The 13,294-nt window shown below is 62.9% G+C and carries 13 protein-coding genes; 10 read left to right on the top strand and 3 right to left on the bottom strand.

What is annotated here, in order from left to right; genetic code table 11:
- Positions 1 to 88 precede the first annotated feature (88 nt).
- Positions 89 to 1,291 (top strand): MFS transporter, encoded by a 1,203-nt coding sequence (locus BPHYT_RS01705; RefSeq protein WP_041758197.1) that lies wholly within the window; start codon positions 89 to 91, stop codon positions 1,289 to 1,291.
- A 272-nt stretch (positions 1,292 to 1,563) separates the two neighbouring features.
- The gene (locus tag BPHYT_RS01700) at positions 1,564 to 1,749 is read left to right on the top strand and encodes a hypothetical protein (protein ID WP_012431424.1); all 186 of its coding nucleotides are present in this window, start codon (positions 1,564 to 1,566) and stop codon (positions 1,747 to 1,749) included.
- Positions 1,750 to 1,814: 65 nt separating this feature from the next.
- Here BPHYT_RS01700 and mgrA read toward each other — a convergent pair whose 3' ends face one another.
- Positions 1,815 to 2,858 (bottom strand): L-glyceraldehyde 3-phosphate reductase, encoded by a 1,044-nt coding sequence (gene mgrA / locus BPHYT_RS01695; RefSeq protein WP_012431423.1) that lies wholly within the window; start codon positions 2,856 to 2,858, stop codon positions 1,815 to 1,817.
- 215 nt (positions 2,859 to 3,073) lie between these two features.
- Here mgrA and BPHYT_RS01690 point away from each other — a divergent pair, with 215 nt between their 5' ends.
- Entirely contained in the window at positions 3,074 to 3,280 is a 207-nt protein-coding gene (locus tag BPHYT_RS01690; protein ID WP_012431422.1) for a DUF3185 family protein, read from the top strand.
- 89 nt (positions 3,281 to 3,369) lie between these two features.
- On the opposite strand, the gene BPHYT_RS01685 is transcribed toward BPHYT_RS01690, so the two are convergent.
- Positions 3,370 to 4,131, bottom strand: coding sequence for a phytanoyl-CoA dioxygenase family protein (locus tag BPHYT_RS01685; RefSeq protein WP_012431421.1), 762 nt, complete (start codon positions 4,129 to 4,131; stop codon positions 3,370 to 3,372).
- A gap of 461 nt (positions 4,132 to 4,592) precedes the next feature.
- Between BPHYT_RS01685 and BPHYT_RS01680 the strand changes: the two genes are divergently transcribed.
- Positions 4,593 to 4,958 (top strand): hypothetical protein, encoded by a 366-nt coding sequence (locus BPHYT_RS01680; RefSeq protein WP_012431420.1) that lies wholly within the window; start codon positions 4,593 to 4,595, stop codon positions 4,956 to 4,958.
- A 180-nt stretch (positions 4,959 to 5,138) separates the two neighbouring features.
- Here the strand turns inward: BPHYT_RS01680 and metK are convergent, their stop codons facing one another.
- The gene (metK, locus tag BPHYT_RS01675) at positions 5,139 to 6,329 is read right to left on the bottom strand and encodes a methionine adenosyltransferase (protein ID WP_012431419.1); all 1,191 of its coding nucleotides are present in this window, start codon (positions 6,327 to 6,329) and stop codon (positions 5,139 to 5,141) included.
- Between the two features lie 277 nt (positions 6,330 to 6,606).
- On the opposite strand from metK, the gene BPHYT_RS01670 reads away from it, so the two are divergent.
- From BPHYT_RS01670 to BPHYT_RS01645, 6 genes are all read left to right on the top strand, one after another.
- Entirely contained in the window at positions 6,607 to 7,491 is an 885-nt protein-coding gene (locus tag BPHYT_RS01670) for a lipid A biosynthesis lauroyl acyltransferase (protein WP_012431418.1), read from the top strand.
- Between the two features lie 94 nt (positions 7,492 to 7,585).
- Complete coding sequence (dapF, locus tag BPHYT_RS01665; RefSeq protein WP_012431417.1) at positions 7,586 to 8,485, top strand: diaminopimelate epimerase; 900 nt, start codon at positions 7,586 to 7,588, stop codon at positions 8,483 to 8,485.
- A gap of 57 nt (positions 8,486 to 8,542) precedes the next feature.
- Positions 8,543 to 9,265 carry a DUF484 family protein gene (locus BPHYT_RS01660; protein WP_012431416.1) on the top strand — a complete coding sequence of 241 codons (723 nt, stop codon included), beginning with the start codon at positions 8,543 to 8,545 and terminating at the stop codon, positions 9,263 to 9,265.
- Positions 9,266 to 9,309: 44 nt separating this feature from the next.
- Entirely contained in the window at positions 9,310 to 10,233 is a 924-nt protein-coding gene (xerC, locus tag BPHYT_RS01655; protein WP_012431415.1) for a tyrosine recombinase XerC, read from the top strand.
- 94 nt (positions 10,234 to 10,327) lie between these two features.
- On the top strand, positions 10,328 to 11,530 hold the full coding sequence (locus tag BPHYT_RS01650) for a class I SAM-dependent rRNA methyltransferase (protein ID WP_012431414.1): 1,203 nt from the start codon (positions 10,328 to 10,330) through the stop codon (positions 11,528 to 11,530).
- Between the two features lie 190 nt (positions 11,531 to 11,720).
- Positions 11,721 to 12,809: a CobW family GTP-binding protein gene (locus tag BPHYT_RS01645; RefSeq protein ID WP_012431413.1), complete on the top strand. Its 1,089-nt coding sequence runs from the start codon at positions 11,721 to 11,723 to the stop codon at positions 12,807 to 12,809.
- Positions 12,810 to 13,294: the final 485 nt, after the last annotated feature.

Below are 13,294 nucleotides of genomic sequence, written 5' to 3'. Positions count from 1 at the left end.
CCCGCCGCCGGACGCCAACCGGACCGCTGCTTCGGCTGCTCCTACTTCTTCGCCCGCTTCCTCGCCTGCTTCTTCCAACGCTTCCGCCGTGCCCGACATCTCTTATCTCGAACGCGGCACACGCGCGTACTGGCGCGCCAGCATCGCACTGCTGTTCGCCGGCTACGCGACGTTCTCGCTTCTCTATTGCGTGCAGCCCTTGCTGCCATCGTTTTCGACGGCATTCAACGTGACGCCGGCGCAAAGCAGCCTGTCGCTCTCGCTGACCACGGTCGCGCTCGCGCTTGCCGTGTTCGTCGCCGGCTTCGTTTCGGAAGGCTGGAGCCGTCACAAACTGATGACGCTGTCGCTTACCGTTTCCTCGCTGCTGACCATCGGTGTGTCGATCGCGCCGCAGTGGCATCAACTGCTCGTGCTGCGCACGCTCGAAGGTCTCGCACTCGGCGGTGTACCCGCCGTCGCCATGGCCTATCTCGCGGAAGAAGTGCATCCCGACGGCCTCGGTCTCGCGATGGGACTTTACGTCGGCGGCACGGCGATCGGCGGGATGGCCGGACGCGTGATCACCGGCGTGGTCGCGGATCTGTTTTCGTGGCGCGTCGCGATCGGGACGATCGGCGTGCTCGGCATTCTGTCGATGCTCGCGTTTCGCGCGCTGCTGCCGCCGTCGCGTCATTTCGTGCCGCGGAGCGGACTCGGCTTCACGCATCACCGCACCGCCCTGCTCAAGCAATTCGCACGACCCGGACTGTCTCTGCTGTTTCTGCTCGGCTTCGTGCTGATGGGCAGCTTCGTCACGCTGTACAACTACATCGGCTACCGCCTGCTCGCGCCGCCTTACCAGTTGAATCAGACGGAAATCGGCGCGATCTTCGTCGTGTATCTGACGGGTGTCGTCGCCTCACCGTGGTCGGGACGCATGGCCGACACGTTCGGCCGTGCGCGCGTGCTCATCGCCAGCTTGCTGTTGATGGTGCTCGGTCTTGCGCTCACCTTGCTGCATCCGCTGGCGGCGATCGCGGCCGGCATCGCGTGCGTGACGTTCGGCTTCTTCGCCGGACATTCGGTGGCGAGCGGCTGGGTCGGACGTCTCGCCAAGGATGCCAAAGGTCAGGCCGCCGCCCTTTATCTGCTCGCGTATTACATCGGCTCGAGCGTGGTCGGCTCGTACGGCGGTCACGTGTGGGCCGGCTTCGGATGGAACGGCGTCGCGGGGCTGGTGAGTGTGTTGCTCGTCATCGGCCTGGTTGCAGCGATGCGTCTGCGAGCGCGCGAGCAATCTCACTTCTGATGCTCGCGCTTCGACCCAGTGCGCATTGAATAACGCTAAAAAGTAAGGACAACGTAAGCGAACGCTTAAAGTTTTTTATCGTGATTGCTGCGTCGCGGCAATCGCTGCGGCCCTTGCGGCGCCGGGTTCAGCGGCTTGCGAATAGCCGCTGCAGCGCCGCAAAGCGTCGCTATATCGACCTGACTTGTCTCCTATACTCAAATCGAGCGTTGGCGGTGCATGACTCCATAAATCGAGCCGCCGCCTTCGCAGGGATACATAAGGAGACGAGAATGACGACCTACTTCACGATCGGCGATTTCATCCTGGTCATTCCGATGGCGTTGGCCGGGGCCTTGTTTGTCGGTGCGCTTCCCTGCAAGACGGAATTCCGGCACAACGCATTGCGCGTGCTCGGCGCGCTGATCGGCGTGATGTTCGCCGTCGTGCTGGTCGAAGGTTTGCCGGCGCTCGTCTAGAAGAAAAAAGCCGCCCCGTGGGCGGCTTTTCTATTGCTGCTGTGTGAACGGCGAAGGCCCGGGGATCAGATCGCCTGATCCGTCGACGGCTTTTCCCACAGGTTGATGCCACCTTCGGTTGCGTAGCGATCGATCTCGGCCAGCTCGTCCTTCGAGAACGCGAGATTCTTCAGCGCGCCAACGTTCTCACGCACCTGCTCCGCGCGGCTTGCGCCGATCAGCACGGACGTCACGCGCGGATCGCGCAGCGCCCATGCGAGCGCCATCTGCGCCAGGCTCTGGCCGCGACGTTGCGCGATGTCGTTGAGCTTGCGCACGTGCTCGATGTTCTGCGCGCTCAAATGTTCCTGTTTCAACGAACCGCCGCCCGGCTTGTTGACGCGCGCATCTTCCGGCACGCCGTTCAGGTATTTATCGGTGAGCAGACCCTGAGCTAGCGGCGTGAATGCAATGGTGCCCGCACCGACCTTCTCCAGCGTATCCAGCAGCTCCTGCTCGATCCAGCGATTGAGCATGTTGTACGCGGGCTGATGAATCAGCAGCGGCACCTTGTACTCGGCGAGCAGCTTCGCCATTTCGAGCGTCTTGGTTGCCGAGTACGACGAAATCCCGATGTACAGCGCCTTGCCCTGCTGCACGGCGCTCGCCAACGCACCCGCGGTTTCTTCGAGCGGCGTGTCGGCATCGAAACGATGCGAATAGAAAATATCGACATAGTCGAGGCCCATGCGCTGCAGGCTCTGATCGAGACTCGCGAGCACATATTTGCGCGAGCCGCCGCCTTGACCGTACGGACCCGGCCACATGTCCCAACCGGCCTTCGACGAAATCAGCAGTTCATCGCGATACGGCTTGAAGTCGTCCTTGAAGAGGCGGCCGAAGTTGGTTTCGGCACTGCCGTACGGCGGCCCGTAGTTGTTGGCGAGGTCGAAGTGCGTGATACCCAGGTCGAAGGCCGTGCGCAGGATGTCGCGCTGTGTGGAAATCGGCGTGGTGTCGCCGAAGTTGTGCCACAGACCGAGCGACAGCGCAGGCAGTTTGAGACCCGACTTACCGCAGACGCGGTACTGCATATCCGAATAGCGTTCTGAAGCTGCTTCGTAAGCCATTGCTAGTGTCCTTGATGGTGAGGGTGCCCGACATGTGCGGGCATGGGCAATCGCATGCTGCGGGAGGCGTGCTGCTTTATTTTTGTAAGTGGGGATGCAGCCAGACCGCTATGGTAGCGAATCGACGTGATGCATGCAGACACCCAGTATGCGGGATGGACGATCGCTTGCGGCTCGCCTACACTTTGCGCGACTCAAGCTCAGGGGAGAGATAGATGACGAAGGCGATTTCCATCGCGTTGATTGTCGGCGGCATCGTGCTGCTGTACTTCGGCGGGCAGGCGTTCAATTCGGTGAGCAGCGACGTCTCGCGCGTCTTTACGGGTTCGCCGACCAACAAGGCGATCATGCTGATCGTGGGCGGCGTCGTGGCCACGATCGCCGGCCTGACGGGAATGGCTTTGTCGGGACGCAGGCGCTAACGGCGTGCGCGACGCGCGGTGCGGTGTGGTGCTTCGCGGTCCGCGAGCGAATGTGGACCCGAAGCGCTGCTGCGAGAAATCGGAAAAGCCTAAAACGCCACTTCGGGCTTCGCAGCCGAACGGGTTCCCGGCAACGGCACATTGCTCGCGCCGTGATACGTGTACACCAGCGAAAACTTCACCTGATCGGTAATGTTCTTGCCGGCCGAATGGAGCGTGTTGCAGTGGAAAAACACCACGTCGCCGGGCTTGAGATCAGGCGACACCGCGGTGCGAATCCACTCCTGATTCTCTTCCAGATCCGAACGGAAAAATTTGGCCTGATCGAACCGGTCGGAAGTGAACGGGGCGTTGTGCGACTTCGGCACGAGCCACAGCGCGCCGTTATCCACCGTCTCCGCGCCGACCGCGAGCCACACCGACACCAGATCGTCCCGCTCGAACGACCAATACCGCACGTCGCGATGCCAGCCGGTCAAGCTGCCATACGCCGGATGCTTGGTCATCATGCAGTTATGGTGCGCGCGTGACAGACGCGGCTCCTCGCCGAAATACAGTTCCATCCAGCCGCGAATTTCCGGCGCGGTCGCCCATTGCGCGAATCTCGGATGACGCCCATACGCATCCAGCAGCCGCCGCACTGTATGACCGCCGGGCGCCTGTTTGGAGGTCGGCGCGCCGGGATACTGCAGATCCGCTTCGAACTCGATCGGCGCGGCCGCTTCCTGCAACTGACGCTGCGCGATCTGCTTGAACTCATCGCAACGCTCGGGCGACACCAATCCGGGCACGACGACAAAACCCTGCTCCCGCAACGTCTGAATCTGCTCTTTCTTGGAATGAAGTGACATGGTATTCCGTTACTGTCGACAAGCTGATGCACGATTGTAAAACGGGCGCGATCGCAGGGTGCTGCTGTTTCACCCGTGACAAGCCGCACCTTACGCACTACTTTCATGCGGCAAGCCCGATGTCGCGGCACTTCGAATGGGCAAGCACGCACAAAAATCGACCGCAAAGGGCGCGACCGGGCGGCCGCAAATCGCGAACTACCCCGTAAAAACCCGTATTCGCAGGGTAAAAACCGACTTTATGACGTCACGAATCGCGTGTAACCTGCGCTGCATGTTGATCGCTACTCCCGCACTCTCGCGCCGCGTACAGGCCGCCGAGGCCGACTCCGCCGTACACCGTGCACCTTTCCGTCGAATTCCAAGCTTTCGTGCCGTCCATTGCGACGCCGCCATTGGCACATTTGGTGCTCTTCATGGCGCACATTCCGTCGCGCGACACGTTGCCTACTTGTGAAGCCATGCATACTCTCCTGAGCACCCGTCTTACCCGCGCGGCACTGAAAGCCGCGCGTCCCGCGCGCCGCCATGTCGTGCGCGCGCTGCGCCATCACGCTACCCGCACCCGCGCGCTGGGTGAACAATGGCGCGACACCCGAGCCGTCGACGGCATTCGCACCTGGTTCAACACGTTCTTCTCCACCTTGCGTCTGCAAGGCAGTTCACGCCGTTTTTCGCTGCGCACGCTGCTGCGCAAACCGACGCCGCTACGCCTCACCGCGCAGCGCGCGCCGGTGGCCGCGCCGCAGAACACGAGCCGCCGCCCGCGTCGCATGTCGACGAACGCCAGCACCGGCTGGTTCGCGTTCGCATTCGCGAGCCGTTAAGACAATTACGGAACGCAGCACGCTTCTTGACCGGCGCGGCTTCAACGGCCGCGTCAATGCGAGAACACATCGCGGCCTTGCAGCCGCCGATCAGCGGCGCAGTAAAGCAACCGGCACAAATGAAAAAACCCCGCCCGGCTGGCGCCAGCGGGGTTTTTTGCTGAAACGGACGGCTTGCGCTTATTCGGCCAGCGCGGCAACCGGTTCCGTGCCGGCGGCTTCGGCGAGCGCCAATGCCTTGTCCGTGGATTCCCACGTGAATTCCGGCTCTTCGCGGCCGAAGTGACCGTAGGCCGCGCTCTTCTCGTAGATCGGGCGCAGCAGGTCGAGCATCTGGATGATGCCCTTCGGGCGCAGGTCGAAATGCTCCTGCACGAGACGCGTGATGGTTGCATCCGACACGCGGCCCGTGCCGAACGTGTTCACCATGACCGACGTCGGCTGGGCGACGCCGATAGCGTACGAGACCTGAATCAGGCAGCGCGAAGCCAGGCCCGCGGCCACGATGTTCTTCGCGACATAACGGCCGGCGTAAGCCGCCGAACGGTCGACCTTGGACGGATCCTTGCCCGAGAACGCGCCGCCGCCGTGCGGTGCGGCACCGCCGTACGTATCGACGATGATCTTGCGGCCGGTCAAACCGCAATCGCCTTGCGGACCGCCGATCACGAAACGACCCGTCGGGTTCACGAGGAACTTGATGTCGCCCTTGATGAGCTCGGCCGGCAGCGTCGGCTTGATGACTTCTTCGATCACGGCTTCGCGCAGCGTGCCCAGATCGATATCCGGCGAATGTTGCGTGGACAGCACCACGGTGTCGATCGCATGCGGCTTGCCGTCGACATAACGCACGGTGACTTGCGACTTCGCGTCCGGACGCAGCCAGGGCAGGCGGCCGTCACGGCGCAGATTCGCCTGACGCTCCACCAGACGGTGCGACAGGTGAATCGGCAGCGGCATCAGTTCCGGCGTTTCTTCGCACGCGTAGCCGAACATCAAGCCCTGGTCGCCGGCGCCTTGATCGAGGTTGTTGTCGTGCGCGCGGTCCACGCCCTGGGCGATGTCCGGCGATTGCTTGTCGTACGCGACGAGCACCGCGCAGCCGCGGTAGTCGATGCCGTAGTCGGTATTGTCGTAGCCGATGCGCTTGATCGTGTTGCGCGCGACCTGGATGTAATCGACGTTGGCGGTGGTGGTGATTTCACCCGCCAGCACGACGAGACCCGTGTTGCACAGCGTTTCCGCGGCGACACGCGAGTATTTGTCCTGAGCCAGAATGGCGTCGAGAATGGCGTCCGAAATCTGATCCGCGACTTTGTCGGGATGGCCTTCGGAAACGGATTCGGAAGTGAAGAGATAGTCGTTTGCCACGTTGCAGACTCCTGTTGTGTGGTTACGGTTGAGTTTCACGTAGCCAGCTTCGGGAGCCTTGAAGCGGCGACGCTTTAGCGGATTACCTTACCAGGCGGCGCAGATCACATGGATTGCAGCCGCCGGCTTCGCCCCGCAAGTTGTCTATTAACTCGGCGAAGCCCTTATTATAGCGACTTCTTATGATTGTCACAGAGTGTCCAAGAGTGCGGTATTACGTCAACTTTTCCGCTTTCCTGAAGCCCGTCTTGTGCCGCGCCTCTTTTCAGGAGGCGGCATGCTGAGCCGCTATGGCGCCAAACTCGCGATCGGGCTGCTGAAACTGTTTGCACTGTTGCCTTATGGTTTCGTGGCCCGTCTCGGCGACGGACTCGGCTGGCTGCTCTATCAGATCCCGAGCCGGCGCAAACGCATCGTCCATATCAATCTGAAGCTGTGCTTCCCCGGTTGGAGCGACGAGCGTCGCGAAGACGTCGCGCAGAAGCATTTCCGTCACGCGATCCGCAGCTACCTCGAACGCAGCGTGCAGTGGTTCGGCTCGGCGAAGAAACTCGAAAAGCTGATCCAGCTCGACAGCGCGATCGATCTGACGGACCCGAATCTGCCGCCCACGCTGTTTCTCGGCTTTCACTTCGTGGGTATCGAGGCCGGTTCGATCTTCCTGAACTATTCGCTCAAGCGCCAATGCGGCTCGCTCTATCAGCCGATGTCGAACCCGGAGCTCGAAGCAGTCGCCAAAGCGGCGCGCGCGCGTTTCGGCGCGGACATGGCGAGCCGCGCCGACAGCGCGCGCATCGTGCTGCGCTGGCTGCGCGAGCGCAAGCCAGTGATGCTCGGCGCCGACATGGATTACGGCGCGCGAAATTCCACCTTCGTGCCGTTTTTCGGCGTGCCGACCTGTACGCTGACCGCGGTGGGACGTCTGGCCAAAGTCGGTCACGCGCAGGTCGTGCCGTTCATCGGCGAGGTGCTGCCGAATTACAAAGGCTACCGGCTGAAAGTATTCAAGCCGTGGGAAAACTACCCGACCGGCGACGACGACGCGGACGCCCGTCGCATGAATGCCTTCCTGGAAGAGCAGATTCCGTTGATCCCCGAGCAATACTACTGGGTCCACAAGCGCTTCAAGACCCGGCCGCCGGGTCAGCCGAGCGTGTATTGAACGGCCGCCTTCGCGGCGCGCGAAGAACGCGCCCTGACACGGAAATAACGCGGCGTTCGGGTGCACCCGTGGGCGCGTCACTTACAATAGCGTGATGAAACTGAAATTCACCAAAATGCACGGTGCGGGCAACGACTTCGTCGTGCTCGACGGCTACACCCAACCGGTCAACCTGACGCCGGCGCAGGTGCGCGCGCTCGCGGACCGGCATTTCGGCGTCGGTGCCGATCAGTTGCTGCTGGTCGAGAAGCCCACGGTGGCCGGCGTCGATTTCAGATATCGCATCTTCAATTGCGACGGCGGCGAAGTCGAGCATTGCGGCAACGGCGCGCGCTGCTTCGTCAAGTTCGTGCGTGACAGTGGCCTCACCGATCAGCGCAGCGTGCGCGTGCAGGTGCAAAAGGGCACCATCACGCTGACCATGCAGGAAAACGGCGAAGTGCTGGTCGACATGGGCACGCCCGTGTTCGACCCGGAACGCGTGCCGTTCGCCACCAAAGGTCTGCAAGGCCGCGGCGAGGGCGCGGACACGCTCTGGCCGCTCGACGTGAACGGCACGACGCGCTGGATTTCGGTGGTGTCGATGGGCAATCCGCACGCCGTGCAAGTGGTCGACGACGTCGAGGCGTTCCCGGTGCTGGTTGAAGGCCCGGTGATCGAACGTCATGCGCGTTTTCCGCAGCGGGTGAACGCGGGCTTCATGCAGATCGTCGGCCGTAGCGAGATCAAGCTGCGCGTGTACGAACGCGGCGCGGGGGAAACGCTGGCGTGCGGCACGGGCGCGTGTGCGGCGGTTGCGGCCGGCATCCGGCGCGGGCTGCTGGACGCACCGGTGCTCGTCCACACGCATGGCGGCAAACTGACCATCACGTGGGACGCCGCGCAAGCAGACCAGCCGCTGCTCATGGCCGGCCCTGCCGCGACGGTTTTCGAAGGCGAAATCGAACTGCCCGACTCATTGGCCGACTCGTTGGCCAATTCACAGGCCGCATAAACTCATTGACCGTTGCGCCGCCCTAAGGCGTTGCCCCGTAGTCCTTTAGCCGAAACCATGAACGATCGCGAAGTCGCCGAATATCTGCTTGCCAATCCTGAATTCTTCGCCGAACACGCGGAAATGCTCGCGACGGTCCGCCTCGCGAACCCGCACGGCAAAGCCGCGGTGTCGCTGCAGGAACGGCAGATGGAAATGCTGCGCGACAAGAACAAGCACCTCGAACGCCGCCTCGCCGAACTCTTGCGCTACGGCCACGAGAACGACAGCATCGCGTCGAAATTCAACCGCTGGACGATTCGCGTGATGGCCGAGCGCGATCCGTATGCGCTGCCGCGCACGATCGCCACCGGTTTGCGCGACATCTTCGACGTGCCGCAAGCCGCGCTGCGCGTGTGGGATGTGGCCGAGCCGTACGCTCAGGCCGACTTCGCGCGCCATGTCGGCGAAGAAGTGCGCATTTTCGCCAACAGCCTGACCACGCCGTATTGCGGTGCGAATACCGGCTTCGAGGCCGCGCAGTGGCTGGTGCCCTCCGTGAGCGCGGTGAGCGACGAGGGCTCGACTGGCCACGCGGCGTCCGAGTCGGCGCACGCTACCGAATCGATCGCGCTGCTCGCGCTGCGCGATCCGGAAGCAAAGGAAGAAGCGCCCACCTTCGGCCTGCTGGTGATGGGTTCGGCCGATTCGCGCCGCTTCCACGACGGCATGGCCACTGATTTCCTGACGCAGATCGGCGCGCTGGCCAGCGCGGCGCTGAGCCGTCTGCTGCCGCGCTGAACGGCGTTCCGCTCCGCCCGCCCCAGCCGCTCGACAAACCCACCGTGACCGCCGCCGACCCGATCGCCGCCTATCTGTCGAACCTCGAACACGAGCGACGGCTCTCGGCGCATACGCTGCGCGGCTACGCCCACGAACTGGAAGAACTCAAGCAACTGGCCAAAGGCCGGCCGCTCGAAAGCCTCACACCCGTGGACATTCGCGGCGCCGTTTCGCGGGCGCACGCGGGCGGCCTTACGGCCCGCTCGATCAGCCATCGGCTGTCGGCGTGGCGCGCGTTTTACCGCTGGCTTGCCGGGCGCGTCGATCTGGCGGCCAATCCGGTCGCGACCGTACGCGCGCCGAAGCAGGCTAAACCGCTGCCCAAAGCGCTATCCGTCGACGACGCCACGCGTCTGATGGAAAGTCCGCCGGCCGCCTCGCCAGAAGGTTTGCGCGATCACGCCATGCTCGAACTGTTCTACTCGTCGGGCTTGCGGCTCGCGGAACTGGTCGGCCTCGACGCCCGTTTCGCCGACGCCGACGGCTACCGCTCGGCCGGCTGGCTCAAGCTCGATTCGGCTGAAGTCGAAGTGCTCGGCAAGGGCAACCGGCGCCGCGTCGTGCCGGTCGGCAGCAAGGCGCTGGAAGCCTTGGGCGCCTGGCTCGCCGTCCGCGATCAGATGGTGAAGCACGACCCGCATCCGCTGTTTCTCTCGGCGCGCGGCAACCGCCTGTCGCCGAACGTCGTGCGTGAGCGCGTGAAGCGCGCGGCGCTGGTCGCCGGCATTCCCGCCAATGTGCATCCGCACGTGCTGCGGCATTCGTTCGCCACGCACGTGCTGCAGTCGAGCGGCGATCTGCGCGCCGTGCAGGAACTGCTCGGCCACGCCAGCATTACCGCGACGCAGGTCTATACCGCGCTCGATTTCCAGCATCTCGCGCACGTCTACGATCAGGCGCATCCGCGCGCCAAAAAACGCGACTGACTCCGCGGTTCGATTCGCGGCGTACGGTCTTCGCCTTCGCTTTACCTGCCGCGCGCGCTGTGCCGCGCGGCCCATTGCTCTCTCTGACACCCTGATGAATACCGTTACGCTCAAACCGTCGAAAGAAAAATCGCTGCTGCGCCGCCATCCGTGGGTCTATGCCAACGCGATCGACCGGATCGACGGCAATCCCGCGCCCGGCGCCACCGTGCTCGTGCGCGCGCACGACGGCCGTTTCCTCGCGCGCGCGGCCTACAGCCCGCATTCGCAGATCCGCGCCCGCGTGTGGAGCTTCGACGAGAGCGAGCCGATCGATCACGCGTTTTTCAAGCGCCGTGTACAGCGCGCGCTCGCGCATCGTCGGAGGATGGTTCACGACACTGGCGCGGTGCGGCTGATCTTTGGCGAAGCGGACGGCCTGCCAGGCTTGATCGTCGATCACTACGTGGCCGAGGACGAAGGCCAGCGCAGCCAGTTGGTCTGTCAGTTCATGGCAGCGGGCGTGGAGGCGTGGAAGGACGCGATCGTCGCGGCGCTGACCGGCGCGACCGGCTGCCCGAACGTTTACGAACGCTCGGATGTGTCGATTCGCCAGAAGGAAGGACTCGAACAGATCACCGGCGTGCTGGCAGGCGAAGCGCCGTCGGAAGCGTTGATCGCGAGCGAAAACGGCGTGCGCTATCACGTCGACGTGCGCAACGGCCACAAGACCGGCTTTTATGTCGATCAGCGCGACAACCGCCTGCTCGTTCAGCAGCTCGCGCAGGACCGCGAGGTGCTGAACTGCTTCTGCTACACCGGCGGCTTCTCGCTGGCGGCGTTGAAAGGCGGCGCCAAACGCGTGGTGTCGATCGATTCGTCGGGCGACGCGCTGGCGATTGCTCAGCAAAATGTGGCGGCCAACGGCTTCGACGCGGAGCGTGCCACCTGGCTCGACGCCGACGCGTTCAAAACGCTGCGCCGCCTTCACGACGAAGGCGAGCGCTTCGACCTGATCGTGCTCGATCCGCCGAAATTCGCGCCGTCGCGTGAACATGTGGACCGCGCGTCGCGCGCCTACAAGGACATCAACCTGACCGGCCTGAAGCTGCTGCGCCCGGGCGGCCTGCTTTTCACCTATTCGTGCTCCGGCGCGATCGACGCCGAACTGTTCCAGAAGATCGTCTCCGGCGCGGCCGCCGATGCGCGCGTGGACGCCCGCATCCTCAAGCGGCTGGGCGCCGGCGTGGATCACCCGCTGCTCACCGCATTCCCGGAAGGCGAATACCTGAAGGGCCTGCTGTTGCAAATCGCCTGATCGCCCATAGTTTCAGGGATATTTCCGGCGCCGGACGCCTGGGCGGGAGTGGACTCGAACCCGGGGCCGCCAGCGTCGCCTTGACAGATATGTTTCAATAACCGCCTGGACAGGGCAGCGCGCCACCCGGCTGCGCGCCCGGCCCACGCATTCGACAACGCACCGTTACACGACCATACAGGCGACCCACATGATCCCAGTCACCATCCTGACCGGCTTTCTCGGCAGCGGCAAAACCACCCTGCTCAAGCGCATCCTGAATGAAAAGCACGGCATGAAGATCGCCGTGATCGAGAACGAGTTCGGCGAAGAGAACATCGACAACGAAATTCTCGTGCAGGACACCGGCGAGCAGATCATCCAGATGAGCAACGGCTGCATCTGCTGCACGATTCGCGGCGACCTGTCGCGCGTGCTGGGCGATCTGGCGGCGCAAAAGCAAGCCGGCACACTGGATTTCGACCGCGTGGTGATCGAAACCACCGGCCTCGCCAATCCGGGCCCGGTTGCGCAGACGTTCTTCATGGACGACCAGATCGCCAATGAATTCCTGCTGGACGCGATCATCACCCTGGTCGACGCGAAGCATGCGAACCACCAGCTGGACGAGCACGAAGTCGTGCAGCGTCAGGTCGGTTTCGCCGATCGCCTGTTCATCACCAAGTCGGATCTGGTCGATGAAAAGCAACTGGCCGATCTGCGCCACCGTCTGCTGCACATGAACCCGCGCGCGGCGATCAAGGTGGTCAATTTCGGCGAGGCGGACATCAAGGAAATCTTCGACCTGCGCGGCTTCAACCTGAATTCGAAGCTCGAGATCGATCCCGACTTCCTCGTCGAAGACGAGCATGCGCACAGCCACGCTCACGCCCATGACGAGCACGGCCATACCCACGACGATCACGCCGATTGCGATCACGACCACGGCAAGTGCGATCACGAAGGCCATGATCACGCGCATCACCACCATGCGCACCATGACGACAAGATCAAGTCGTTCGTCTACCGCAACGACCGGCCGTTCGATCCGAACAAGCTGGAAGACTTTCTCGGCGGCATTCTGCAGATTTATGGCGAGCGCCTGCTGCGCTATAAGGGCGTGCTCTACATGAAGGGCGTCGACCGCAAGGTGGTGTTCCAGGGCGTGCATCAGATGATGGGCAGCGATCTGGCCGCAAAATGGCAGCCGATCGAGAAAAAGACCAACAAGATGGTGTTTATCGGCATTGAACTGCCGCAAGACCTGATCACCGACGGTCTGGACGCCTGCCTCGCCTAAGAAGTCTTCAGCCCCGGCTTGCCCGGGGCTTGTCGTTTACTCAGACCGAAAACCATGCGATGCGGCATACGCCGTGCTACTGGCTGAAACGGAATATGCGGAAGGCGCGCGCCGCCCAAATCGTCTGCTGAATCCGCTTTAACAGCGGCCGAAAGCTCACTGAAAAGTCGCGCGTATGAAAAGCGCGTGAAAACCCTGCTGTATTAAAGCGTGCACGACCATCGCTTTTTGGTCGTGCGCGCGTTATATTTTCGGGATATCGGGGTGCCGTACGGGGATTTTCACCACTTGCGGCGCTAGATTGTGGTTCAGTTACAATACGTGCCCACTGGAGAATGACAACGAATTGCCCGGTCAGCGCGTATCCCGCGACGGGCCTGAAAGGCGCCGGAAAATCTTATCCGGACGATACGCCGACAATGCCGGCTGGCAGCGCCTGAAAAGGCGCGCTGTCGGCAAGCAATGCCTCAGGAGCATTTGAGAAT

Source organism: Paraburkholderia phytofirmans PsJN (assembly GCF_000020125.1).
Taxonomy (GTDB): domain Bacteria; phylum Pseudomonadota; class Gammaproteobacteria; order Burkholderiales; family Burkholderiaceae; genus Paraburkholderia; species Paraburkholderia phytofirmans.
Note: the sequence above shows the minus strand (reverse complement) of the source record. Positions and strands in the feature narration are given on the sequence as shown.

Bases quoted from the DNA above. Each gene is read 5' to 3' on its own strand.
- BPHYT_RS01700 (WP_012431424.1), top strand. From the start codon at position 1,564: ATGACGACCTACTTCACGATCGGCGATTTCATCCTGGTCATTCCGATG.
- mgrA (WP_012431423.1), bottom strand. From the start codon at position 2,858: ATGGCTTACGAAGCAGCTTCAGAACGCTATTCGGATATGCAGTACCGC.
- BPHYT_RS01690 (WP_012431422.1), top strand. From the start codon at position 3,074: ATGACGAAGGCGATTTCCATCGCGTTGATTGTCGGCGGCATCGTGCTG.
- BPHYT_RS01685 (WP_012431421.1), bottom strand. From the start codon at position 4,131: ATGTCACTTCATTCCAAGAAAGAGCAGATTCAGACGTTGCGGGAGCAG.
- BPHYT_RS01680 (WP_012431420.1), top strand. From the start codon at position 4,593: ATGCATACTCTCCTGAGCACCCGTCTTACCCGCGCGGCACTGAAAGCC.
- BPHYT_RS01670 (WP_012431418.1), top strand. From the start codon at position 6,607: ATGCTGAGCCGCTATGGCGCCAAACTCGCGATCGGGCTGCTGAAACTG.
- dapF (WP_012431417.1), top strand. From the start codon at position 7,586: ATGAAACTGAAATTCACCAAAATGCACGGTGCGGGCAACGACTTCGTC.
- BPHYT_RS01660 (WP_012431416.1), top strand. From the start codon at position 8,543: ATGAACGATCGCGAAGTCGCCGAATATCTGCTTGCCAATCCTGAATTC.
- BPHYT_RS01650 (WP_012431414.1), top strand. From the start codon at position 10,328: ATGAATACCGTTACGCTCAAACCGTCGAAAGAAAAATCGCTGCTGCGC.
- BPHYT_RS01645 (WP_012431413.1), top strand. From the start codon at position 11,721: ATGATCCCAGTCACCATCCTGACCGGCTTTCTCGGCAGCGGCAAAACC.